The organism is Mucilaginibacter sp. (assembly GCF_025359345.1).
Lineage (GTDB): Bacteria > Bacteroidota > Bacteroidia > Sphingobacteriales > Sphingobacteriaceae > Mucilaginibacter.
Window position 1 is genome coordinate 51,342 of the sequence record NZ_JANYGQ010000023.1, and the last position, 25,129, is coordinate 76,470.

The 25,129-nt window shown below is 44.2% G+C and carries 20 protein-coding genes and 1 pseudogene; 12 read left to right on the plus strand and 9 right to left on the minus strand.

Features of this window, described 5'->3' with window-relative positions; translation table 11 throughout:
- Positions 1–103: 103 nt before the first annotated feature.
- The 4 genes from Q0R52_RS15085 to Q0R52_RS15100 are packed head-to-tail and all read right to left on the minus strand — an operon-like array spanning position 104 to position 1,523.
- A complete protein-coding gene (locus tag Q0R52_RS15085) occupies positions 104–457 on the minus strand; it encodes a VOC family protein (protein WP_295795716.1) in 354 nt (117 codons plus the stop codon).
- 14 nt (positions 458–471) lie between these two features.
- Positions 472–753 (minus strand): hypothetical protein, encoded by a 282-nt coding sequence (locus Q0R52_RS15090; RefSeq protein ID WP_295795718.1) that lies wholly within the window; start codon positions 751–753, stop codon positions 472–474.
- 12 nt (positions 754–765) lie between these two features.
- A complete protein-coding gene (locus Q0R52_RS15095; RefSeq protein WP_295795720.1) occupies positions 766–1,089 on the minus strand; it encodes a metalloregulator ArsR/SmtB family transcription factor in 324 nt (107 codons plus the stop codon).
- A complete protein-coding gene (locus tag Q0R52_RS15100; RefSeq protein ID WP_252787707.1) occupies positions 1,086–1,523 on the minus strand; it encodes an SRPBCC domain-containing protein in 438 nt (145 codons plus the stop codon). The genes Q0R52_RS15095 and Q0R52_RS15100 overlap by 4 nt, the downstream gene beginning before the upstream one ends.
- A gap of 117 nt (positions 1,524–1,640) precedes the next feature.
- Here Q0R52_RS15100 and Q0R52_RS15105 point away from each other — a divergent pair, with 117 nt between their 5' ends.
- Entirely contained in the window at positions 1,641–2,231 is a 591-nt protein-coding gene (locus Q0R52_RS15105) for a DUF6624 domain-containing protein (protein WP_295795724.1), read from the plus strand.
- A gap of 10 nt (positions 2,232–2,241) precedes the next feature.
- Here Q0R52_RS15105 and Q0R52_RS15110 read toward each other — a convergent pair whose 3' ends face one another.
- Positions 2,242–3,360 carry an AbiH family protein gene (locus Q0R52_RS15110; protein WP_295795728.1) on the minus strand — a complete coding sequence of 373 codons (1,119 nt, stop codon included), beginning with the start codon at positions 3,358–3,360 and terminating at the stop codon, positions 2,242–2,244.
- 223 nt (positions 3,361–3,583) lie between these two features.
- On the opposite strand from Q0R52_RS15110, the gene Q0R52_RS15115 reads away from it, so the two are divergent.
- The 5 genes from Q0R52_RS15115 to Q0R52_RS15135 all read left to right on the plus strand — a co-directional run bounded on the left by Q0R52_RS15115 (position 3,584) and on the right by Q0R52_RS15135 (position 12,138).
- Entirely contained in the window at positions 3,584–5,437 is a 1,854-nt protein-coding gene (locus Q0R52_RS15115) for a glycoside hydrolase family 13 protein (protein WP_295795730.1), read from the plus strand.
- A 271-nt stretch (positions 5,438–5,708) separates the two neighbouring features.
- A complete protein-coding gene (pgmB, locus tag Q0R52_RS15120; RefSeq protein ID WP_295795732.1) occupies positions 5,709–6,359 on the plus strand; it encodes a beta-phosphoglucomutase in 651 nt (216 codons plus the stop codon).
- A 145-nt stretch (positions 6,360–6,504) separates the two neighbouring features.
- Complete coding sequence (locus Q0R52_RS15125) at positions 6,505–8,814, plus strand: glycoside hydrolase family 65 protein (protein ID WP_295795733.1); 2,310 nt, start codon at positions 6,505–6,507, stop codon at positions 8,812–8,814.
- Positions 8,815–8,826: 12 nt separating this feature from the next.
- On the plus strand, positions 8,827–10,650 hold the full coding sequence (locus Q0R52_RS15130) for an alpha-amylase family glycosyl hydrolase (protein ID WP_295795735.1): 1,824 nt from the start codon (positions 8,827–8,829) through the stop codon (positions 10,648–10,650).
- Positions 10,651–10,827: 177 nt separating this feature from the next.
- Positions 10,828–12,138, plus strand: a complete 1,311-nt coding sequence (locus Q0R52_RS15135) for an MFS transporter (protein ID WP_295795737.1) — start codon at positions 10,828–10,830, stop codon at positions 12,136–12,138.
- Positions 12,139–12,287: 149 nt separating this feature from the next.
- On the opposite strand, the gene Q0R52_RS15140 is transcribed toward Q0R52_RS15135, so the two are convergent.
- A complete protein-coding gene (locus Q0R52_RS15140) occupies positions 12,288–13,919 on the minus strand; it encodes a hypothetical protein (RefSeq protein ID WP_295795739.1) in 1,632 nt (543 codons plus the stop codon).
- Between the two features lie 588 nt (positions 13,920–14,507).
- Here Q0R52_RS15140 and Q0R52_RS15145 point away from each other — a divergent pair.
- The 5 genes from Q0R52_RS15145 (at position 14,508) to Q0R52_RS15165 (ending at position 20,181) form a co-directional block, all read left to right on the plus strand.
- Positions 14,508–16,964: a glycoside hydrolase family 31 protein gene (locus Q0R52_RS15145; protein WP_295795740.1), complete on the plus strand. Its 2,457-nt coding sequence runs from the start codon at positions 14,508–14,510 to the stop codon at positions 16,962–16,964.
- A 404-nt stretch (positions 16,965–17,368) separates the two neighbouring features.
- Positions 17,369–19,312, plus strand: a complete 1,944-nt coding sequence (glgB, locus tag Q0R52_RS15150; protein WP_295795751.1) for a 1,4-alpha-glucan branching protein GlgB — start codon at positions 17,369–17,371, stop codon at positions 19,310–19,312.
- A 96-nt stretch (positions 19,313–19,408) separates the two neighbouring features.
- A complete protein-coding gene (locus tag Q0R52_RS15155) occupies positions 19,409–19,624 on the plus strand; it encodes a hypothetical protein (protein ID WP_252787696.1) in 216 nt (71 codons plus the stop codon).
- Positions 19,625–19,634: 10 nt separating this feature from the next.
- Positions 19,635–19,847: a hypothetical protein gene (locus tag Q0R52_RS15160; protein WP_295795743.1), complete on the plus strand. Its 213-nt coding sequence runs from the start codon at positions 19,635–19,637 to the stop codon at positions 19,845–19,847.
- Positions 19,848–19,989: 142 nt separating this feature from the next.
- Positions 19,990–20,181: a hypothetical protein gene (locus Q0R52_RS15165; RefSeq protein WP_252787694.1), complete on the plus strand. Its 192-nt coding sequence runs from the start codon at positions 19,990–19,992 to the stop codon at positions 20,179–20,181.
- Positions 20,182–20,277: 96 nt separating this feature from the next.
- Here Q0R52_RS15165 and Q0R52_RS15170 read toward each other — a convergent pair whose 3' ends face one another.
- On the minus strand, positions 20,278–22,746 hold the full coding sequence (locus tag Q0R52_RS15170; protein WP_295795747.1) for a glycoside hydrolase N-terminal domain-containing protein: 2,469 nt from the start codon (positions 22,744–22,746) through the stop codon (positions 20,278–20,280).
- A 194-nt stretch (positions 22,747–22,940) separates the two neighbouring features.
- Here Q0R52_RS15170 and Q0R52_RS15175 point away from each other — a divergent pair, with 194 nt between their 5' ends.
- Positions 22,941–23,954 carry a proline iminopeptidase-family hydrolase gene (locus tag Q0R52_RS15175; RefSeq protein ID WP_295795748.1) on the plus strand — a complete coding sequence of 338 codons (1,014 nt, stop codon included), beginning with the start codon at positions 22,941–22,943 and terminating at the stop codon, positions 23,952–23,954.
- 11 nt (positions 23,955–23,965) lie between these two features.
- Here the strand turns inward: Q0R52_RS15175 and Q0R52_RS15180 are convergent, their stop codons facing one another.
- Both Q0R52_RS15180 and Q0R52_RS15185 read right to left on the minus strand, forming a co-directional pair.
- Entirely contained in the window at positions 23,966–24,463 is a 498-nt protein-coding gene (locus tag Q0R52_RS15180) for a gamma-glutamylcyclotransferase family protein (protein ID WP_295795750.1), read from the minus strand.
- A gap of 250 nt (positions 24,464–24,713) precedes the next feature.
- Positions 24,714–25,129 (minus strand): annotated as a pseudogene (locus Q0R52_RS15185) (type I glyceraldehyde-3-phosphate dehydrogenase); the annotation flags it as partial.

The following is a 25,129-nucleotide window of genomic DNA, read 5'->3' on the forward strand; positions in this document are numbered from 1 at the left end:
GGTAGAAGAGAATCAAGAACCAAGAGTCAAGAATCAAGACAAGGCGCTAACTGTAGCAGCTATCAACCTTTTTTTGCAGCGGCTATGAACTATGAACCATCAACTATGAACTATGAAGGCTCAACCCATTCCCATCCGGGTCCTTCACCGTAAGGAATTTGCCCCAGGGAGTGTTGTCAACTGTACCTACTTCAATTCCTTTTGCGGTCAGTTCTTTAATATCGTCTTCAACATTGTTGGTTTTTATAACAAAGCCCTGCATACAGCCCGCAGGCATCTTGGGGAACCAATTTACAAGCGTGATGCTTGCATCCTGGCCGGGGAAACCCATTTGAACCCATTGCGAGCCACCACCGAAGGGGGCCTCAACTATCACTTCGAAACCCAGTTTCTGGTAAAATTCCTTTGCCCGCGCCTGGTCGGTTACCGGGATCGAGATAATTTCAATCGTTCTCATTGTTATAAATGGCATTAAAGTGAATATATGTACGGACTTACTTTTTTATCTTTTTTAAGCTCCTGCCTGGCTTCCAAATCAAGCGATACCCAAAACAGGTTCCATTGTAAAACGCCTTTTATATCTATTTTTCTACCTTCGAGGCTTGCCTTCACGCACAATAACAACTCATCAAATGGCGCGTTTTTTTTGGCTTTAAGGCATTCAATTAAAGCAGATTTTAAGGCATCGTACTTATTTTTATCCATCGAGATAGCCTTTTTTCCTTCGGGATGAATTAGTTGTACCTTTTCCATATAGTTAGGTTTTTAATTGGGTTTCGAGCGTTCGTTCAACAGGTTCTCCAGGTTTTGGAGTTTGTTTCTCCAGAATTTGTCGAAATAACCGAGCCATTCCTTTACGCTATTAAAACCATCAGGACTTAGTTCGCAATAACGTTCGCGGCCCTGGTTGTTTATGATGATCAGCCCGGCATCGTACAAAACCTTAACGTGTTTTGATACAGCTGGCCGACTCATATCAAAATTGCCGGCAAGTCCGTTTATAGTTTGCTTGTCTTTGGTAAGCAGCATCAAAATCTCGCGGCGGCTCGGGTCGGCAATAGCCTGGAAGGGGTCTAACATTGTTCTCATTTCATTTCATTTAAAACCTGAGCCATGCGGCCGGGAATATGTTTGCGCCAGCCGCTGCCCATAAATATACTGGTAATATAGTTTTTAAACCCTTTAAAGCCCTTGTGTTCCAATAGCAGTTCAGTGCCATCTTCCCGCGGCGTAAGTGTCCACGTTAATATGGTATCAAGGGAAAGGTTGTCAGGCGCGGATCCGCCTTTCCAGGTATAAACCAGTTTCTTACCGGGTACAATCTCCGTTACCTCGCAATAAACAATGCCATCGAAGCCCATTTTCGGGATCGGCTTGGTGTGGAAGTTAAATTTATGGCCCACCACGGGTTTAAAATCGTTCTTCATCAGCCACTGGCTAATCAGTTCGGGCGTGGTAAGGCACTCCCAAACTTTTTCAGCAGGGTGCGGAAAATGCCATTTAATAACAAGGTCTCGCTGCATAAACGCGTAACTTATGGGTTACGCAAATATATAAGTAACGTTTGGGTTACACAAATAAATTTATAATATTCTTTTTCTCGATTTAAAAACTATATCTTTAGTTTTAAATCGATTAAAATGAAAATATTAATCATCATTATTTTATCCTGCATTTTCATCGCTGCAAAATCGTCCGCCCAAACAGCTAAGCATGATACCCTGCTCATCCAAAAAATAGATTCGATGTTTAAGGACGACCAGTTTTGGCGAAAAGAAGAGGCTAAGCTTGCAAAGCAGCAGCCATCCGCTTACAGCGAAGAAACCATTCAAAAAAAATGGGCGGAAGCCGATAGTATCAACCAAATAAAGGCAAAAGCTATTATAAAAAAATATGGCTATCCAGGTTTTAACCTGGTAGGAGAGTGGTCGACAGATTTTTGGGCGATAGTAGATCATTGCGACGATGATATCGCTTTCCAGGAACGGGTTCTGGCTTTAATGAAAATTGAGGTAGCGAAGAATAACGCCGGCAAGGAAGAATATGCTTTGCTAACCGACAGGGTTTTGGTAAACAAAAAGCAAAAGCAGATCTACGGCACACAGGTGCGCACCAATCCTAAAACGCATAAAGCGACCCCTTTTCCGTTAAAATATCCTAAACAGGTTAACGCATTGAGGAAAAAGATGGGAATGGAGCCATTGGAGGTTTATTTAAAGAGGTTTGAATGATTGCCATAATTTAAATTTGCGGCATTGGCGATGAGCGATCAAAAGACACAATTTTTTTTCTCATTTCGCCTTTATTTCTAAAATGTTTAGAAATTTCCTGAGTCAGATGGGTGAAGTTTGTTCTCTCGTCGTGTTTATGATAAAAGATTTTAATCGATTTGCAATTCTGATGCTCGAAAATCATATTCAACATTGTTCTATCAGACAAACCACAACTATGACCTAGGATAAAGATTTGAAAATCGTCACTATCGATGAATCGAATTAAATCGTGATAGTTAGATGTTTTAAAATACCAGAAAGATTTGATGTAATCTAAAAAACCTTTCGTTTTTTCATGTTCCATCCTTAGGTAAAATTCGTCTAACTCATCTCCAAATCCAAAGATTAAAGGATTTTTGTCGTCGCTTAGTCTACCATGGATATAATTAACGTCAGCTGAAAACTTAGAGAAGTGTGGAGCTTTCTTAACTAGATAATTTTGGATCGTAGAGGTATAATTAAAATTAAGAACTTTTGTATTAATTGGCAGTATATTTTCAGCCAATTCAATAGTTGCTATATCATCCTTTAATATTTCTTCTTCAAAAATTGACAAATAACCCTTTATCGTAGGAATGTTGTTGATTGTCTTTAAATATTCTGAAAGACAGTTAATCAATACTTTTAGTGTCAAATTTAGCTCAGACAGTTCTTTGAATTTGTTTTCCTCATGTTTCGATTCCAATATTCGCTTTAGTTCTTCATAATATTCATTTTCAATGTCTACCCAAGTTGCACTATTGCAGTTTAGTAGCAAACGTTTCAAAAAGATGGATTTTAATTCGACTTTAAAAAATGGGCGGTAATTTGTAGAATAAATTGTGAGATCTCTATTTGAAAGTAAGTCATTGAAGCCATTTTTATAGTAATAGTCAATGTATTCTGATACGCCGTTAATTGTGTTACCGAATTGCAAAGTTTCGTTTAACCAATCGCGCTTAAGAGATATCAACTCATCCTGATATTGATGGTCGTCATACGCAATTTGAAATCGGCACTTTAAATACCATAAAATGAAGTCATTATAGCCAGTTTTCATTCCATGCGCTAAATCGAATCCATTGCCGAGAAGTATCAACCTATTCATAAAAAATCTTTGTTCTAAGCTATGTAAAAATTCAAAGCCGCATTATCTTTCGCATAATTTTTTAGTTTCCATTAATTTAATTAAAACGATAATCCATCTTGAAATCCTCGGTGCAAACTAAATTTCAATTTTCCATACAACAAATCAATTTTATTTTAAATTTGAAACGCGGCCGCCCGAAAAATTCGTCGGCCTCTCCAATTATAGTCTGGTAAACCCTGGTATGAAAAAAGTATTGTTTTTTACGGCTTGCTGCCTGTGTATGGCAATGGGCTCATTTGCGCAGGTTCCTGCGCTGGAACGCGTAGAACCCATGTTTTGGTGGGTTGGTATGCAGAATCCTAACGTGCAATTGATAGTGCATGGCAACGATATTGCCGCCCGCAAAGTGGAGCTAAACTACCCCGGTGTAAAGCTGGTTGCGGTGCACAAAGTTGAAAATCCTAATTACTTATTTGTGGATTTACGCGTTTCTTCGGGTACTACACCGGGAACGTTCCCGATAAAGTTTCTTAAAGCCGGTGAAAAGCCGTTAATTTATAGTTATGCGCTGAAAGCCCGCGACCATTCGCCCAATCGCGCGCAAGGTGTTACCACCAAAGATTTAATGTACCTGATAATGCCCGACCGCTTTGCAAACGGCGACCTGGCAAACGACTCGTTTAATAATATGCGCGAGCAGGGCATCCACCTCGATTCGATGTTCAGCCGCCATGGCGGGGACTTGCAGGGGATTATTAATCACCTTGATTATTTGAAAGACCTTGGCATTACCTCGATATGGCTTACTCCGGCAATCGAAAATGACGAACCCCATGCGTCGTACCACGGCTATGCGGTTACCGACCATTATAAAATTGACGCCCGTTATGGCACCAATGCATTGTATAAACAATTTGTAGATAAATGCCACGCTATGGGCATGAAGGTGGTGATGGATCTGGTGCACAACCACGCCGGAACCGAAGGCTACACCATTTTGGATATGCCAATGAAAAGCTGGGTGCACCAATGGCCCCAATATACAAGGTCGAACTTTAAATATGAGGCTGTGATGGACCCCCACGCATCGGCGATTGACCGTAAACTGATGCTTGACGGCTGGTTTGACCACCGTATGGCGGATATGAACCAAAACAACCCTTACGTTCAAAACTTCCTGACCCAAAACCATATCTGGTGGATTGAATACGCCGGTGTTGATGGACTGAGGCTTGATACTTACCCGTACAACGACCCAGCCTACATGGCTAAATGGGCGCTTGATGTGAAAGCTGAATTTCCGAAGATGACAATATTCGGCGAGGTGCTTACGCCGCTACCTTACACACAGGCCTACTTTACACAGGGCAACACCATTAACCGTGGCTTTGATACCCACCTGCCTGCAATAACCGATGGCGCTGTTAAAGATGCCATTTATGAGGCGCTGAATGGCCACGACGGCTGGGATAACGGCGTTACCCACCTGTACACCACCATCGCGCAGGATTTTATGTACCAGGACGTTACCCGTAACACCATATTTTTAGATAACCACGATATGAGCCGTGCGCTATCAATGGTGGGCGAAGACATTAATAAATACAAATCGGCGATGGCTATGCTGATGACGCTGCGCGGTGTGCCTCAAATGTATTATGGCGACGAGATTTTAATGAAAAATTACTCAAACCCCGACGGCCTGGTGCGTGAGGATTTCCCCGGCGGATGGAATGGTGATAAAAACAATAAGTTTACTGCTGATGGCCGCAACGACAAGGAAAATGATGCCTTTAACTATGTGCGCAAACTGGCCAACTATCGTAAAAACACCCCTGTTTTACACAACGGTAAAATGATGCAATACCTGCCGGAGTATGGCATATACGTGTACTTCAGGTACGATGCCAAAAAAACGGTAATGGTGGTTTACAACAGCAATGATAAAGAAGTAACCACCCCAACCGCCCGTTACGACGAACGGATAAAAGATGTAAAAACTGCAAAAAACGTTATCACCGGCGAAAGTTTGGATTTGTCGAAGCTCACTGTCGGCCCAAAATCGACTTTGGTTTTGGAGCTGGGGGATAAATAAGCAGGATGGGTTCGCCTCACCTAAACGGCGCAGCCCTCATGTAATAATCCTCTCCAAAGGAGAGGACTTAGCTGCGCTCTTTTTGAACCCTCTCCTTTGGAGAGGGCAGGGTGAGGCGAACGATACACAATAAAATGAGCCTAAGTAATTTAGGATTTAACAATTGAACGATGATTTTTGTACGGTTAATTAGGGAATTCGTAAAAATAGTTGTCGCTGAGAAATGTGTAAGTAACTATACCCTAATTAATTAAATTTGCCAACTAAAAAAATGAGTACTATAAAAGCCTGCATATTTGACCTCGACGGTGTGATAGTTGATACGGCTGTTTATCATTATAAAGCGTGGAAACGCCTGGCCGATCAGCTTGGCCTTAGCTTTACAGAACACGACAACGAATTGCTGAAAGGCGTAAGCCGCGTACGCTCGCTGGAGATAATATTGGAGCTTAATCACGTTACCAAAACCGCTGAAGAACAAACCGAACTGGCTACGCAGAAAAATAACTGGTATGTCGACATGATAAACCAGATGACACCCGCGGAAATATTGCCGGGCGCCAAAGAATTTTTAGAGGCTTGCCGCGCTGCCGGGATAAAAACGGCGTTGGGCTCGGCCAGTAAAAATTCATCAACCATACTGGCTAAAATAAACATGGCGCACCTGTTTGATGCCATTGTTGATGGTAACCATGTAAGCAAGGCCAAACCCGACCCTGAAGTGTTTTTAAAAGGCGCTGAAGCGTTAGGGGTAAGTCCCGCCGAGTGTGTCGTGTTTGAGGATGCCATAGCAGGTGTGGAAGCAGCTATAAACGGCGGCATGAAGGTAGTGGGCATTGGTGAACCGGCGGTGCTGAACCGAGCTAATATAGTGGTGAGTGGGCTGGATAAAATGAGTTTGGAGTTGTTGCACAGCTTGTAAAGCATTTAAAAACTTTGTCATTGCGAGCGAGGAACGAGCGCGGCAACCTCATCGCAATGCATAGCGAATAAGCAAGGCAACGAGATTGCTTCGTTCCTCGCAATGACAGAATAGAATACAGAACTGAATATTATTACAATAAAGAATGAAGGACTACATTGCAGTTGATGAGTGGAAGATCATAGAAGAAGGTTTTAACCCGCATCATAATAAAATATCCGAGAGTATTTTTAGCCTGGGCAATGGCCGTATGGGCCAGCGGGCAAACTTTGAGGAAGCCTATAGCGGCGAAACGCTGCAGGGCAATTATGTTGCAGGTGTTTATTACCCCGATAAAACCCGCGTAGGCTGGTGGAAAAACGGCTACCCAGAATACTTTGCCAAAGTGCTCAACGCTGCCAACTGGATAGGTATCGACATCAACATAGATGGCGAAACTTTGGATCTGGCAAAATGCGAAGTGCTTCAATTCCGCCGCGAGTTGAACATGCAGGCGGGGTATTTGAAAAGAAACTTCACTGCAAAAACAGCCGGTGGCAAAATTGTTGAAGTTGAGGCTACCCGCTTCTGCAGCATGGCCGATGACGAGGCCGGTGCTATAAAATATACCATCACCCCAAAGAACTTCAGCGGGCATTTAACCATTACCCCTTTCATCGATGGTGATGTAATCAACAAAGATTCCAACTACGACGAAAAGTTCTGGGACGAGATAAAAAAAGAAAGCTGGAACGACGGCGGTTTTATCCAATTGCGCACCAAAAAAACAGGTTTCGAAGTAGCAACAGGTATGCTTATCAGGGTGTTCCAGGGCGATGAAGCTGTAAAACTAAATACCCAGGCAGTTACAAAAGAAAAATACATTGCTGCAAAATTTAAACTTCAGGCAACTGAAGGGCAAAGCATCAGTATAATAAAATACGCTGCAAACCTTTCGTCGCAAAATTATGCGGCGGCTGATTTACCTGCTAAATTAAAGGAAACGTTAGCGCTTACCAGCAATAAAGGTTTTGATACCATGCTGGCTGAGCAAGCCGAAGCCTGGGCCGGAAAATGGAAAATGAACGATATCATTATCGAGGGCGATGCCTCTGCACAGCAAGCCATCCGCTTTAACATTTTCCAGCTTAACCAAACCTATACCGGCGAGGACGATCGCTTAAACATTGGCCCCAAAGGATTTACCGGTGAAAAATACGGTGGCTCAACCTATTGGGATACCGAGGCTTATTGTGTGCCTTTTTACCTCTCAACAGCCGACCAAAAAGTAACCAAAAACCTGTTGCTGTACCGTTACAAACAACTGGGCAAAGCCATTGATAATGCAAAACTGCTTGGCTTTACCAACGGCGCGGCCCTATACCCGATGGTTACCATGGATGGCACCGAATGCCATAACGAATGGGAAATAACGTTTGAAGAAATACACCGCAACGGCGCCATCGCGTATGCCATATTTAATTATGTGCGCTACACCGCGGATGAAGCTTACCTGGTTGATTATGGCTTGGAAGTGCTGATAGCTATCGCAAGGTTTTGGTCGCAAAGGGTTAACTGGTCGGGCGAACGGCAGCAATATGTAATGCTGGGCGTAACCGGGCCAAACGAGTACGAAAACAACGTAAATAATAACTGGTACACAAGTACCCTGGCAACGTGGTGCATGAAATATACCACGGAGGTTGTGGAAAAAGTTAAGGCAGCCGAGCCGGAGAAATATGCTGCACTCGTTGGCAAAATCAGCTTCAACGAGGAAGAAGAAACTGCTCGTTTTGCCGACATCATTGCCAAAATGTATTACGCTTATGACGAAAAGCAGCAGGTGTTTTTACAGCAGGACGGCTATTTGGATAAAGAACAGATACTGGTAAAAGATCTGCCGGCAGTTGACCGGCCCATCAACCAAAAATGGAGCTGGGACAGGATACTGCGTTCATGCTACATTAAGCAAGCCGACGTTTTGCAGGGTATTTACTTTTTTGAGGGTGATTATGATTTGGAAACCATCCGCCGCAATTTCGATTTCTATGAGCCGCGTACGGTACATGAATCGTCGTTATCGCCTTGTGTGCACGCTATTTTAGCAGCGAAATTAGGTGACGAGGCACGTGCCTACGAATTTTACCTGCGCACCGCCCGTTTGGATTTGGACGATTACAACAACGATACCGAAGACGGTTGCCACATCACCTCGATGGCAGGCACCTGGATGGCTGTAGTTGAAGGTTTTGGCGGTATGCGTGTGAAGGATGGCAAGCTGTCGTTCCAGCCGTTTTTGCCGGGCAAGTGGAAATCATTTTCGTTTCATATTGGTTTCCGGGGTGCAGTGCTCAACGTTAAGGTAAGCAAAGAAGGCGTACAGATAAAAAACCTTTCAGGTAGTGCCACTACGGTATTGATTCACGACAAAGAACAGGTAGTAAAGGCAAACGACGAATTATTGGTTGAGGCATAAATGATAAAAGTTATGCTGAATGCTAGACCCGCGAATTTTGTAGCTGTAATTTTGGTATTATTGATGCCATTAAACACAATTTCGCAGATAAAGCATGCGGCGCAAACAAAAAAAATGGAACAATCGTCGACCAATAATAAACTTATAATATACCAAATGCTGCCCCGCTTGTTTGGCAACACCAAAACAGTGAACAAGCCGAACGGCTCGATTGTAGAAAACGGGGTTGGTAAGCTGAACGATATTAACGACAAGGCCCTGCAGGAAATAAAAAAGATGGGCTTTACGCATGTTTGGTTTACCGGTGTTATCGAACATGCCACCATGACGGATTATTCCGCCTTCGGCATCAAGGCTGATGACCCGGACATTGTAAAAGGCCGTGCAGGCTCGCCTTATGCCATCAAAGATTACTACGATATCGACCCTGATTTGGCTGTCGACGTTAAAAACCGCATGGGCGAATATGAGGCACTGATAAAACGCACCCATGCAAATGGTCTGAAAGTAATTATGGATTGCGTTCCCAACCATGTGGCCCGCACCTATGGCTCGGATGTGAAGCCGGTAGGGGTGAGGGATTTTGGTCAGGACGATGATACCACGCAAGCTTTTAGGGCTAAGAACGATTTTTACTATATGCCCAACCAGCACTTTGTTGTTCCGGGCGGATATAACCCCGGTGGCAATGATTTTAAAAGTCCATTGAAAGATGGCAAATTTGACGAGCATCCCGCAAAAGCAACCGGCAACGATGTGTTTTCGGCCTCTCCCTCAATAAACGATTGGTTTGAAACCATGAAGCTAAATTACGGTGTTGATTACCAAAATAACCGTACCCCACACTTCGACCCAATACCACCGCTTTGGAACAAGATGTACGATATCCTGCATTTTTGGGCAGCCAAAGGTGTGGACGGTTTCCGTTGCGATATGGTGGAAATGGTGCCCTTCGAGTTTTGGGGCTGGGTAATACCGAAGCTGAAAGCTGAACACCCCGCGCTGGTTTTTATCGGCGAAGCTTATAACAGCTCGCTTTACACCAAATATATCAACACCGGAAAGTTCGACTACTTATATGATAAAGTTGGCCTTTATGAGGCCATCCGTCGCTTAACGTGCGACCAACCAAATGCCACTACCTGGGATATTAACCACGTTTGGCACAACGACAGCAACGGCATCGACGAACATATGCTGCGCTTTATGGAAAACCATGACGAGCAGCGCATAGCCTCGCACGATTTTGCCGGCAACCCATGGTGCGCATTGCCTGGCATGGTGGTTACCGCAACTTTAGCTACCGGACCCGTTATGGTTTACAGTGGCCAGGAAGTTGGCGAACCCGGTGCCGGAGCAGAAGGTTTTGGCGGTGATGACGGTCGCACCAGCATATTTGACTATTGGGGAGTGCCCGAACATCAGAAGTGGGTTAACAACGGCAAATTCGATGGCGGACAATTATCCGAAGAACAAAAAAGCCTGCGCAGCTTTTACAGCAATTTGCTGAACGCCGTGCATAATAATGAAGCGTTAAACTCAGGCAGTTTTTATGAATTGATGGTAGCCAATGAGCACCAACCGGGCTTTAACACAAAGCTTTACATTTTTGCCCGGTATACCGCCAAACAACGTATATTAGTAATTGCCAATTTTAACCGTTCAGAACAAAACATTATTGTAAAACTCCCCGGTGATCTGCAACATAAGCTGCAGATAAACACTTCGGTGGAATTTACCGATATTTTAAGCGGGGCAAAATTTTTCAGCCACGACATAAATGATGGAGTAACAATTAAGCTTCCTGCCGCAAGCGGGATGCTGCTGGAATTCTGACCGGGATTAATGGATTTAAGCGATTTAAAGGATTGAGAAATTATAACTGAAGCCTATATCCACATAATCCTTTAATCGTGCTACAAATGACCAATGACTTAATGACCAATGACAAATAATATGGCAACACGCGGCATTTTGCAAAAACCGAAAATGAGTTTTTGGCAGATCTTTAACATGAGCTTCGGCTTTTTGGGTATTCAGTTTGGTTTTGCCCTGCAAACCGGGAACGCCAGCCGCATACTGCAAACCTTCGGCGCCGATGTGGAGCATTTGTCGTGGTTTTGGCTGGCCGCGCCTATTACGGGCATGATCGTGCAACCGATCATCGGTCATTACAGCGATAGAACCTGGAACCGTCTTGGCCGCCGTCGTCCGTACTTTTTAACCGGTGCCATTCTGTCCGGTCTCGCCTTATTTTTTATGCCGAATTCGTCTATGCTGGCTGCTATCATTCCGCCGATTGTGGTGGGTGCAGGTATGCTGATGATAATGGATGCATCGTTTAACGTTGCGATGGAACCTTTCCGCGCATTGGTTGCTGATAATTTACCCGATAGCCAGCATGATTCAGGCTTTTCAATGCAAACCTGTTTGATAGGTGTAGGTGCTGTTATTGGGTCATGGCTGCCTTATGTTTTTGCCAACTGGCTGGGTATTGCTAAAACTGCTGCGCCGGGGCATGTGCCTGATAACCTGTTGTTCTCGTTTTATGTTGGCGGGCTTGTCTTAATAGCCAGTATTGTATGGACGGTAGTTAAAACCAAAGAGTACCCACCCGAAGAATATGCAAAATTTCATGAGCCCGAACCAAAAGATACTGTGAAAAAAGGCGGCATAGCCGAGATTATATCCGATTTGGCCAATATGCCCAAAACAATGAAGCAATTGGGCGTAGTTCAGTTTTTCTCCTGGTTTGCCTTGTTTTCCATGTGGGTGTTTACGACACCAGCTATTGCCGATCACGTTTACCATATCCCTGCCGGCGATACATCGTCCGTTGCCTATAACAACGCCGGTAACTGGGTAGGGGTGTTGTTTGGTATTTACAATGCTACGTCGGCCATATATGCGTTGTTGCTGCCGCGGATAGTACGCAAAACAAGCCGTAAAAAAACACACGCTTTCTCGTTAACCATGGGTGGTATCGGTTTGATATCAATCTTTTTTATTCAAAACGATTATCTGCTTATTTTACCGATGATAGGTATCGGCCTGGCTTGGGGCAGTATTTTGGCAATGCCTTATGCAATCCTTTCCAGCTCTATCCCAGCCGAGAAGATCGGCGTGTACATGGGGATATTCAACTTTTTTATCACCTTCCCGCAAATTGTTAACGGTATAATAGGTGGCCCGATAGTAAAGCATTTTTACAACGGCCACGCAATTTATGCATTGGTTATAGCAGGGGTATTTATGTTTTTGGCCGCGTTATCGGTGCTGCGGGTTGAGGATGGAAGGGATATACAGATTATTGAAACCGCCTAAATATTTGCACTTTCGATTTTACGCCCTCGCCAAAATATAAAAAAGGGTTTCAAACCTCAACGGAATGAAACCCTTATATTCAGGATTTGAACAATTTCAACCCTTAGTATTGCGAATGAATACTTCGAACAGGCTGAACCGGATTTTACTTATTTACCTTTTACCCGCAAATTATCTTTCACAACCAGTATCTGGAGGAAGCCAATAGACTTCGCAGGAACGCGCCCTGTTTTTGGATAATGAGCAGTTAACTGAACAAGGAAAGTATCTCCGGCTTTGGCATTTGCAGGTACTACACCCGAAACTTTAAAGCCGGTTGCAGTCTTGTCAGCGAACCTCAATAAATAGCCTTCCCCCTTCCTGTCTTCTATTTCGCCCCTCGAAACCAGCTTAACTACAGGTTTTAGGTCGGCCGAAGGCAGTTTTTTCCTGAGTACCGGGATGAGGTAAGGCGGCGTTTTAGAATAAATGCGCCGGTGTTCCTTAATTACTTCAAAGGCTTTTTCATTGCGTGCAAAATCAGCAGCTGCATGTTGCACGTTGAATTGGATCCCAATCTGCGCTTCTCCGTAATGTTGGATATCGCCCAAAGCAATTTCGAAATTCCACTCAGCACCAGGGCTTACACTAATTGTGTTGGTGTTTCTCCATGCCGAACAGTTGTGACCAACAGGCAGCGGGTTCGGTATGTTAACCGAATCGGCTGATGAGGTTGGATCGAACTGACACGGTGAATCGTCCGTATCAATACTGACCACCGCACAGGTATGGCCGCCTGCATTAATAAATGGCAATGACGATATAACAGTTGCGGAACTGGCAGCAGGAATAATAACGGTTTGCGTATCAAGCATTGCACCCGATGTGCCAACGCCGCCGGGGATGTTCCAGAACGTTACTTTGGTGCTTACCTCGTAAGCTGAATCATTATGTACTACCGCAGCAAACCCATAGTGTACACCGGATACGACAGAAGAACTTCCGATTGGCAAAAGTGTACCCAGCGCGCTGGAGCTGAATGGTGTAAATAACAGGATGTCAGGGCTCTCATAGCCGCCGGTGATATACACGGATGCACGGTCTTTGTAAAATGCAAACGCAGCTATATCCGAAGGGGTTGACGCGTTTACGCCTAAGTTGAGGCTACTGCCGCTTATTACCGGATTGCCCGCCGGGCCTTCCAGCTTTACCCATTTATCAAAAACCGCTGTGCTGTTTACAACCATAGGTGTGTTAATCGGATGGCCGGCAGCTACAAGCGTTTCCGCATGTGGTTCAACAGGTAAGGAACCGTAAACGTTAACGTTTGAAGTTAAAGAATTATCAGGCGCTATGCTGGTAACAAAAAAGTTATCAAGGAAAGCGCCTGTTGTTTCATTAAAGGCATCGAGGTAAATGCCCGGACCGCCTCCTGGGATGCCGCCGCCTCCATGAACAATGTACACTACTAATATATTGATAACCGTGTTACCTACAACCAGCGGGGCAAGCGGGGCTGAGCCTGGCAGGTGAGCAATGTCGGTTGATGTTTCGCCGGCGCCAACGCAGCCTGAAACATTCATAAAACCAAAATTATAGGTATGCCCGGCAAAGGTATGGCTGGCCGGGGGAATATCAGGAGTGAACGTGCTGCCGGTAGCCAGTACATTGGTAGATGGTACCAAAAGTCCGGGTACGGGCAGGTATTTTGATGATGTGGCAGGGTTTCTGTTCTGCCTGGTTTCGGGGCCGCCAACATTTAGCGGCTCGTAATACACATACTGGTAAATTGCGCTTGGCATGGTGATGTTTTTTAATGTTTTTCGCCTACTCTATTTTCCATTTTCGGCCAACTGGAAGCTTACTCTTTTATTTGTTTTGCTGCAGACAATTGCAAAAAGGATTTTCAGCTTTTGCTCCGTTATTAATTTTTTTTGAAGTCGGTTTATTTTCAGGTAGATGACCCTAAGTTGAATTTTGATTTCTTAAAATAGAGCTTAAGGTTATGACTTTGGTTAGGTGTCAATTTATAATCAATACTCAAAGGTATTTCACGATATTAAAAAATGATGGCGTATAAACACTGAATTTTCCCCGTGTTTTTACGCGATGTTTGATGCGTTGGGCTACCTTACGCCATTTCTGAACCGGGATTTTTCACAACTGGAGTTCATTTTTAATCGGCGTTCAAGAAGGCTTCGCAGTTAAACAGATTAGGGGAAAATCCACAATTTAACCAACTTAAAAATTATCAAATTCGTAAAAATATACTCAAAGCCTAAAAAACTATAATTGGCACGGTTAATGGTTTTATAAAAAAACGTATAATTGTATATTGCGTACAACTAACACATTGTACATATTTGAGGGATAGAGACTAAAAATTTTTAATGGAAGAAAATATACTGAACCAGGAGCTGTTAGCTACCAGATTAATTGAAGAAGAGGAAGAGGAGTTTCATCACCTTAATAATCCTGCCGATGGCATTAAACCCATCATCAAAAAATATCTTGGTGTGCCCACCCATGCCGATCAGCAGGGTAATAAGTTTTATTTTAGCGACAGTGATGCAAAAGTTGAAGTTACTGTTGTAAGCGACGAAATTATAAGGGTAAGGCTGGCGCCTCACGGCGTTTTTTTAGAAGAATTTTCATACGCGGTACCAAAACTGGAGCAAAAAGCCATTGTTTTTGCCCTACATGAAGACGCCACCGAATTCCGGGTTTCAACAAGCCTTGTAACCTGCCATATACGTAAAGAAGACTTTTTTATATCATTTTCAGACAACCAGGGCCACATAACCAGTTCTGATGCTGTGCCGATGCATTGGGAAGAGAATGTGCAATTTGGGGGGTACTATGTTTATTGTACTAAAACCTGCGCCGAGCAGGAAAGTTTCTTCGGCCTGGGTGATAAACCTACCGAACTTAACCTGCGCGGCAAACGTCTGAAAAACTGGAACACCGATGCTTACTCGTTTGCATGGAACCAGGATCCGCTTTACCGCAGCATCCCTTTTTACATCAGCGTAAACGAGGGTATCGCACACGGTATTTTCTTTGACAATACATTTAAAGCCCATTTCGACTTCGGCGCTGAAGATGCTACCAAAACAAGTTTTTGGGCTGATGGCGGCGAACTTCAATATTATTATATCCACGGTCCGCATATGATGGATGTGGTGAAAAGCTACCATTATTTAACCGGTACGCACCCTATGCCGCCGCTTTGGGCGCTGGGCTACCACCAATGCCGCTGGAGTTATTATCCTGAGGCAAAGGTTAAAAAGATTGCCAATGGTTTCCGCGAAAATAAAATCCCATGCGATGGTATTTACCTCGACATTGATTATATGGACGGGTACCGCTGCTTTACCTGGAACCGTAAGTATTTTCCCGATCCTAAAAAAATGATTAAGGAACTCGCTGCCGATGGTTTTAAAACGGTGGTGATTATTGATCCGGGCATCCGTGTAGACGATAATTATTCGGTATTTAAAGAGGGAAAAGAGAACAGGTATTTCTGTCGCCGTTGCGACGATTACTTTATGGAGGGGCATGTTTGGCCAGGCCGTTGCCAGTTTCCTGATTATACCAACCCGGAGGTACGGGAATGGTGGGGCGGTTTGTTCGATGAGTTGGTGCAACTGGGCGTAGCAGGTGTTTGGAATGATATGAACGAGCCGGCCGTGTTTGGTGCTGGTACTTTCCCTGATGATGTTCGTCACCAGTATGATGGCTTCCGTGGATCGCACCGCAAGGCGCACAATGTTTACGGTATGCAAATGGTGCGGGCAACCTACGAAGGTTTGCGCAAGCTGATGAAAAATAAGCGCCCGTTTACTATAACAAGGGCCGGCTACTCAGGTGTGCAACGTTACTCGTCGGTTTGGACCGGTGACAATGTGGCGTCTTGGGAGCACCTAAAACTGGGTAACATCCAGATGCAGCGCTTGTCTACATCAGGCATCTCATTCTGCGGTACCGATATTGGCGGATTTAGCGGTGAGCCTGATGGTGAACTGTTTACCCGCTGGATACAGATGGGTACATTTTCTCCGTTCATGCGGGCGCACTCGGCGGGTGATACCAAGGAGCGCGAGCCATGGAGCTTTGGAGCGCCATACACTGCTATTAACCGAAAATTTATTGAGCTGCGTTACCGCCTGCTGCCATATTTATATTCCACATTTTGGGAGCACCACCGTTACGGCTTTCCGATCTTAAGGTCAATAGTGATGCAGGAGCAGGAGGAAATAAGCAACCACTTCCGCCAGGATGAATTTACTTATGGCGACAAAATTTTGGTTTGCCCGGTACTGGAGCCAGGTCAGCAGGCCCGCAAGGTTTACCTGCCCAAGGGCAAATGGTACAACTTCTGGACATATGAACTGGTTGATGGTGGCAAGGAAGTTGTCGTGCCAACCCCGCTCGAAACTATCCCGATCTTTGTAAAGGCCGGTTCGGTTATCCCTGAATACCCTGTAATGCAATATGTTGGCGAAAAGGAAATTGAGGAAGTAAAACTGAATATCTATTTCAGCAATTACGAGGTTAACTCGTTTTTATTTGAAGATTACGGCGAAACCTTTGCCTATGAGCAGGATATATACTTAGAGAAAAAATTTGTGGTGACAGGTAAAAGCTCCTTGTTTACCATCCAACAATCAATGGAAGGACTTTATACACCGCGTTACGAAAGCTATCACTTCAACATCATTGGTCTGCCATTTGCGCCTTCAAAAATATTAGCCGACGGAAAAGATGTGCCTTACAGCATTGACGATAACAAATGCGTTGAGTTTAAATTCACCAAAAACTTTAAGCAGATAGAGATTGTTAAATAAAGATTAGAGGCTGGAGATTAGAGTTTAGTTTAAATGCGGGATTCGAAATGTCAAATGCGGACTGGTACCGTGTTATTTCGGCTTCCGCATTTTTTACTTCAACTAATCTCTAATCTCTAATCGCTAATCACTATATTTGAATTAACCAATTAACTACCTCAATAATATAAATCTGACGGCTATCATGGCCTCCCTATACTATGGCAAAAAAACACGACACAACAGAACCTGTAACACCTGCTGCTAAACCCGCATCAATAAAAAAAACTGCAGCAACCAAAGCTACACCTGCGGCTAAGGAAACTGCAAAGCCGGCGCCGAAAGCTAAAGCAGCAGCAAAACCTGCCGCAGCCAAACCAAAAGCAGCGGCAAAAACAGCTGTGGTTGCAGACACTGCGGCGCCTGTGTTAAAATCTGTCGAGGTGTATAGCCGTTTTACCGATTTTGATATCTCCTTGTTTAAATCGGGCAAGCATTATAAGTTGTACGAAAAGTTTGGTTCGCACGTTGTGGAGTTTAACGGGGTTGTGGGTACTTACTTTGCTGTTTGGGCGCCAAATGCCCAGTACGTGTCTCTTATTGCTAATTTCAATGGCTGGGACCGTGGCTCACATCCGTTGTATGTGCGCTGGGATGGCTCGGGCATTTGGGAAGGTTTTATACCGAATGTTGGCGTTGGCGAAACTTACAAATATTACATCACCTCATCAACCGGCGAGGATTTGGAAAAAAGCGACCCCTTTGCACTGCGCTGGGAAGTTGCCCCAAAAACTGCCTCAATAGTCGCCGATACTTTTTACGAGTGGAACGACTTGGGCTGGATGGCTACCCGTAAAGACCATAATGGACTAAACAGGCCATACTCGGTTTATGAAATGCACATAGGCTCGTGGGCACGTAGCATGGAAAGCGGCGATGAATTTTTAACCTACGACCAGCTAGCCGATAAACTGGTGCCCTACATAAAAGAAATGGGCTTTACTCATGTAGAGTTTATGCCGATTATGGAGCATCCGTACTACCCAAGCTGGGGCTACCAGATAACCGGGTTTTTTGCTGCATCGTCGCGCTATGGAACGCCGCAGCAATTGATGTATTTGATTGAACAACTGCACATTGCTGGGATAGGGGTTATATTGGATTGGGTTCCATCGCATTTCCCGGGCGATATACATGCACTGTACAAATTCGACGGAACCCACCTTTATGAGCACGCCGACCCGCGCAAAGGGTTTCACCCGGATTGGAAATCGTACATATTTAACTATGGCCGTAATGAAGTGCGTGCTTTTTTAATAAGCAACGCCATTTTTTGGTTAGAGAGGTATCATGCGGATGGCCTGCGGGTTGATGCCGTGGCATCAATGCTGTATCTCGATTACTCGCGCAACCATGGTGAATGGGAAACCAATATCTACGGTGGTAACGAAAACCTGGAAGCTATTTCGTTTTTAAAAGAATTTAACGAGGCTGTTTACAGCATGTTCCCCGATACGCAAACTATTGCGGAGGAGTCGACTTCGTTCACAGGCGTAAGTCGCCCGGTTTATACAGGTGGTTTGGGATTTGGAATGAAATGGATGATGGGCTGGATGCACGATTCCATTAAATATTTTCAAACCGACCCGCTGTACCGCAAGTATCATCATAACCAGATTACTTTTAGCCTGATATATGCCTTTACTGAGAATTTTATGCTCCCTTTCTCGCACGATGAGGTAGTATACGGCAAAGGCTCGATGCTGCGCAAAATGCCGGGCGACGAATGGCAGCAGTTTGCAAACCTGCGCCTGCTTTACGCTTATATGTTTACCCATCCCGGCACCAAGTTGCTGTTTATGGGGGCCGAATTTGGGCAGGGAACTGAATGGAACTTCCAAAATTCGTTAGACTGGTACCTGCTGGAATATCCAAATCATCAGGGCATAAAAGAAACTGTTAAAGCCTTAAACCACTTATACCGGGATGAGCCTGCACTATACGAAAAAGGCTTTGAGTGGAGTAGCTTTGAATGGGTTGACGGCGGTAATTCGCACGACTCGATACTGATTTACAACCGCAAGGGGCACGATGTTGAAAACGATTTGGTTGTTGTGTTGAACATGACGCCAATTACGCACCATAGCTTCCGCATAGGCATGCCATCAAAAGGTAAGTGGACGGAAATATTTAACTCGGATGCCAGGGCCTACTGGGGTAGTGGCGTTGAAAACGGTGCACCGATGACTACAGAGGTTATTGGCTGGCATGGCCGCGAGCATTCAATTACCATAACTGTACCGCCACTGGCCGCCGTAATATTTAAAAAAGCCGCTGTAGTGCCTCCAAAGTACGAATTGAAAAAATAGCAGCAAAAATTGGCGATATAATTGGTTTAAACAGAACCTTTTATAAAGGTGCAACGTAATAATGACATTGAATCTCTTAAACGTTCAATCCATATTATGAACCCAAAATATCGCTCGTTGTTCCTTTTGATAGGCTTTGCTGGATTTTTGTTTCTTGGTTACGATGCTTTTACGACTTACCCGGACATTAACCCTCTGCGCGTACTGTTAATAGCATTCCCTGATTTGGTTTTCTTTTTCCTTGCTTACCGCACTTATCCTGCCGATGAGCCGGTGCAAATGAAAACAAGTAAAGTAAAATCGTACCAATAAACCGTGCGCCATGAACCCCAAATATAGTTACCTGTACTTAATGATAGCCTTCGCAGGACTATTTTTCCTGGGCTGCGATTCATTTATTGGCTACCGCGATATCGACCCCGGCCGTGTGCTGCTGATAGCAATCCCTGATATGATTTTCTTTTACCTGGCATATAAAACCTACCCCGATGCTGAAAAAGCACGTGGGAAACAAGCGAGAGTAAAATCCTACTAAGAAATCCTAATTAATTTATAGCTACGGCTTTCAATCAACATTTAAAATATGTTAGTTGGAAGCCATTTGTTTTATAGCCCTTTTGAATTGGCTGGCTAAAACATAATAGTAGCATACGGGTTTTAATGTGTAACTTTAAATTATGAATCCCAAATTCCTTGTGCTTTATATAATTGCGGGAACGCTCGCGCTGGGTCTTGTAATATACCAGGCCGTTACCACTTACCCTGCCCTGACTTATAGTCGCTTAGGGCTGAATGCTATTATGTCAATTTTCTTCTATTACCTGGCGTACAAAACGTATCACGAAAAGAAGGATAGTGAATTGATGTAATTGTCGTAGAGACGCAATACTTGCGTCTCCCGCGGAAGGGTATCCTTCTGGTATGGTTAGAGACGCAAGTATTGCGTCTCTACAAAAAAAGAAATCTCAATTTATACCTGTCAATTCATAAACGTCGCCGGCAACTGTAGGGAATTGTATCGAACCATCCTTTAATGCCTCTGCTTTAATTTTTTTACCGTTTGATTTGATGTTGAATTTAACTGCCGAACTGAGGTGACATACGTTGCCTTGCCTGGATAAGATGGTTATGGATGTAGGGTTGTTGCGTTGCCATTTAATATCAAGTTCAAATGCGCCGGTTGTGCAAACGCCTTTAAACTCGCCAACGCTCCATTCGCTTGGCAGGGCGGGTAGAATATCGATAACGCCATTGTTTGATTGTACCAGCATTTCGCTGATGGCGGCAGTCATCCCCATAGAGCCGTCAACCTGCATGGCGCCGCTGCATTTGGCAAAAAGCTGGGGGAAAGCTTCCTCTTTAAAATAACCTTTTAATATATCGTTGGCCCGGTCACCATCACCAAGCCTTGCCCACAGGGCTGTCTTCCATGTCCTCGACCACCCGCTGGTGCCATCGCCTCTTTTGTCAAGTACTGATTTAATAGCATCAATAAAATCCGGTGTGTTTTTTACCGAAAATACATTGCCCGGATAGAGGCCATACAAAGGTGAAACATGCCTGTGCTGTTGTTCCAACTGCGGCCAGTCTTCTGTCCACTCCTGTAAGGCGCCATCTTTACCAATAACCTGTGGTCGAAGTCGGTTTTTGGCAGCGGTAACTTTGGTAATATAATCGGCATCTTTGCCTAATGCCGCTGCCGCTTTCGCATAATTGGTAAACAAATCGGTAATAATTTGCATATCTATCGATGAACCCGCACAAATTGTGGTGCCGGGCACCATGCTGCCGGTTGTTTCATCAAAATAAGGTCCGTTGCCGGCGTTCCCCGTAAAGTTCTCCGGCGATGATGACGGATTGGTAACCAGCCACTTTTTTTCGGGATCGGCCACTAAATAATCCATAAAAAAATCTACTGAGCCTTTTATAACCGGGTAAATATCCTGTAAGTATTGTTTGTCGCCGGTGTATTGGTAATGGTCCCACAGGGCATCGCACAGCCATGCGCCGCCGGTTGTAAATGTACCCCAGGTTGGGCCATCCATCGGGGCCGCCACCATCCATAAATCAGTATTTTGATGCAGTACCCAGCCACGGGCATTATAGTTCTCTTTAGCCACCTGTGCACCCTGATCGGTAATGTTTTTCATAAAACTAATCAGCGGCTCTGCACATTCCGACAGGTTTGCCGATTCAACGGGCCAGTAATTCATTTGCAGGTTAATATTGGTGGTATATTTCGAATCCCACATGGGGTTCATATCGTTGTTCCAGATGCCCTGCAGGTTAGCAGCCTGGGTGCCCGGCCGCGACGACGACAATAATAGGTACCGACCAAACTGGTAGGCCAGCGCTGCCAGTTGCGGGTCAAACGCAGTTACCCGGCTCTCCTGCAAACGCTCGTCTGTTGGCAACCACGAGTTTGGGGTCGACGGCAGTTGCAGGCTTACCCGGTTAAATAGCTTATAATAATCGGCAAGGTGATTGGCCTTTATATCGTTATAGGTTTTGCTTTCAATAGCCTTAAAATAATTGTTAACCCGTTTGTGCTCGTCGGCGCTTACATCTTTGTAGTTTACAAAATTAGTGGCCGCAACAATATACAAGGTTATGGCATCGGCATTTTCAACAATCAAATCTGCTCCGTTGGTTTTAATTGTTCCGCCTTCGGGTACTGCTTTTAGCTTGGCTTCGTATCTTAATTTGCCGGGTACCCCCAAATAATCTGCGGATTTCCCCGTCAGTACTAGTGAGTTGTCGCCAAGACCATCCATCTTAAAATAGTCGGTTGCGTAATCGGAGTGTTGCTGGTTGCGTACGCCCCGTAAATTGGCTGTAAACGAGATGCTGCCCGGTTTGCTTGCAGTTAACCTGACAGCTATAACCTGCCCCGGCGCCGACGAAAATACTTCGCGGTGATAGATTATATTATTGCTTTCATACTCAACGCCTGTCATACCAGTTTCCAAATCGAGCCAGCGTTTATAGTTACTAATAGCGCCAGTCTCCTTAAACGATAACACAAGGTTACCCAAACTCTGGTATTTCTGCTGCTCAACGGGATATCCCATCAATTTGCGACCGAACAAGGTTTGCGCCTCGCGAAGTTTTCCCTTAAAAACAAGGTCCCGGACTTCGGGTAAATACTTAGAGCCACCTTTTACCACCGAAGAGTAGGGGCCACCTGTCCAGTAAGTATCCTCGTTTAGCTGAATGGTTTCTTCGTTAGTGCCACCATAGACCATAGCGCCAAGGCGGCCATTGCCAACAGGCAGCGCATCGCTCCATTTGGCAGCGGGTTTAGCCAGCCATATTAAGGTTGCCGGGTTGTAATTGTGCAGGTATATTTTTGCCGGGATATCAAATTTTTGAGCCGAAAGCCCGTCTGTAATAAAAAGCAGGATAATAAGGATGCCGGGAGCCTTAAATTTCATACATCGCGGGGATTTAACGTGTTAAAATCAATGTACTAAATTTAACAAAAAAGTAACACAAAACCAGTATAAGCAAATAGATTTGACAACTTTTTGGAAGTCGTCAAATCTTACAAGGAAGATACATTCATGATTTTTGTCATATCCAATTATCACGCTAAAACTCTTTATATTAGGACTTTGATTTATCACAAATGAAAAAGCTTTTATACCTGTTTATTACCTGTATCGCGCTGGCTTTTACATCCTGCACGCAGACCGGCAATTATACTGTTAAGTCATATTTTGCACCGGTTGATACCGGCGTACAGGTTGCCGGTATTAAAATGGTTAGTGTACAAACGCCTGTTGGCAAATTCAAGGTGTGGACCAAACGCTTTGGCAATAATCCGCGCATAAAAATATTGCTGCTGCATGGCGGTCCGGCATTGACGCATGAATATATGGAATGCTTTGAAAGCTTTTTCCCAAAAGAGGGCTTTGAAATGGTTGAATACGATCAGCTTGGTTCGTATTACAGCGACCAGCCCCGCGACAGCAGCCTGTGGACAACACCCCGATTTGTTGAAGAAGTAGAGCAGGTTCGCAAAGCGTTAGATATGGATAGCACCAATTTTTACCTGCTCGGCAATTCGTGGGGTGGGATTTTGGCTATGCAGTATGCGCTTAAATATCAAAAGAATTTAAAAGGATTGATAATTTGCAACATGATGGCCAGCATGCCGGCTTATGAAAAATATAATGGCACGCTGCGTACCCAGATGCGGAAGTCGCTGGTTGATTCATTAACTGCTTTTGAGAACAAGGGCATGTATAAAGATTCAGTCTACCAGGCGCTGGTATTTTCCGAATATTATAACAAACACCTGTGCCGCCTGCCCGAATGGCCTGATCCCGTATTGCGGGCCTTTAAACACGTAAATGAGCAGATTTATGTAATGATGCAGGGGCCCAGCGAATTTAAAACAGGTGGCAGGCTGATAAAATGGGATGTTAGCAAGGAATTAAAGAATATTGCCGTACCCACGCTCACCGTGGGTGCCAAATACGACACCATGGATCCCGAATACATGAAATGGATGAGTACACAATTACCCAAAGGAAGCTATCTGTATTGCCCCAACGGCAGTCATCTGGCTATGTGGGATGATCAAAAGGTGTTTATGAACGGCGTGATCAAATTTATTAAGCGCGTCGATGATGAATAGGGTAACTGCTGTTACTTTAATTTCTCCAATTCTTCCTGCCGGCGTTCTTCATCCGGGTCTATTTTAAAAGGCATCAGCGTTAATTTAGCCCTATAATAATCGGGCAGTCCCGCTTTTTTTGCCATTTGCATTACTTTTTTGTGATACCAGTCATAAGGCAATAAATGGGTATTTACGGCGTGGGGCAGCGCGACAAATGCTTCGGCAGCGTAAATCTTTTCGGCTTCGGTTACACAGGTAACGTGAGTAAGCATATAATCACCGGCCCAGGGCATAGCATTTAAAAAGTTTGATTTTTCGCTGTCGGCAAGCTCAATCAGAACGCCCCAAACCGCATCGTTCGGATCCGAAGATTGCAGGATGTTTGCCTTCGACGACAGGTCATCAGCCGTTTTATTAAATATGAAATTATACCCGGGCAGCCTGGCTACACCGATTTTTTTGGCAGAAGGAACAATTTTGGTAAAATTGCCAACATCCATATTGCCTGCAAATGCAAATAATATCATATTGTATAAATTAAGATAGACGTGTTTTGTTTTAACGACTGCGCTGGTATCGATATTGTTTGGATGTATTTGCCTGGTTTAATGTGCTCTGGTTTTGTATATACATTATCTTAAGTACTAAGTTACCTATTTTCGACATAACCACCTCATTAGTAAATAGGAAAGCCATAAAAGAGGGAACTGAAAATAGCTAAAACAAAAAAAGCCGCCTTGACAGGCAGCCTTTTTTGTTTTTTGAACAAAGGCAAAATTATATTTTACCTAATTCCTGTACAAGGTCAATCAGTTTGTTTGAGTAACCCCATTCGTTATCATACCAAGATACAACCTTAACAAAGTTGTCATTTAAAGCAATACCTGCTTTCGCATCAAATATTGAAGTGCGTGCATCGCCTTTAAAATCTTCCGATACCACATCATCTTCAGTATAACCTAAAATACCTTTAAGTTCGCCTTCTGACGCATCTCTCATTGCTTTTTTAATGGTTTCGTAAGAAGCACCATTTTTTAAACGTACAGTTAAGTCAACCACAGAAACGTCGGCAACCGGAACACGGAATGACATACCCGTTAATTTCCCTTTTAACTCTGGCAATACCAAAGTAACCGCTTTAGCTGCGCCCGTTGATGAAGGGATAATGTTTTGATAAGCACCACGACCGCCTC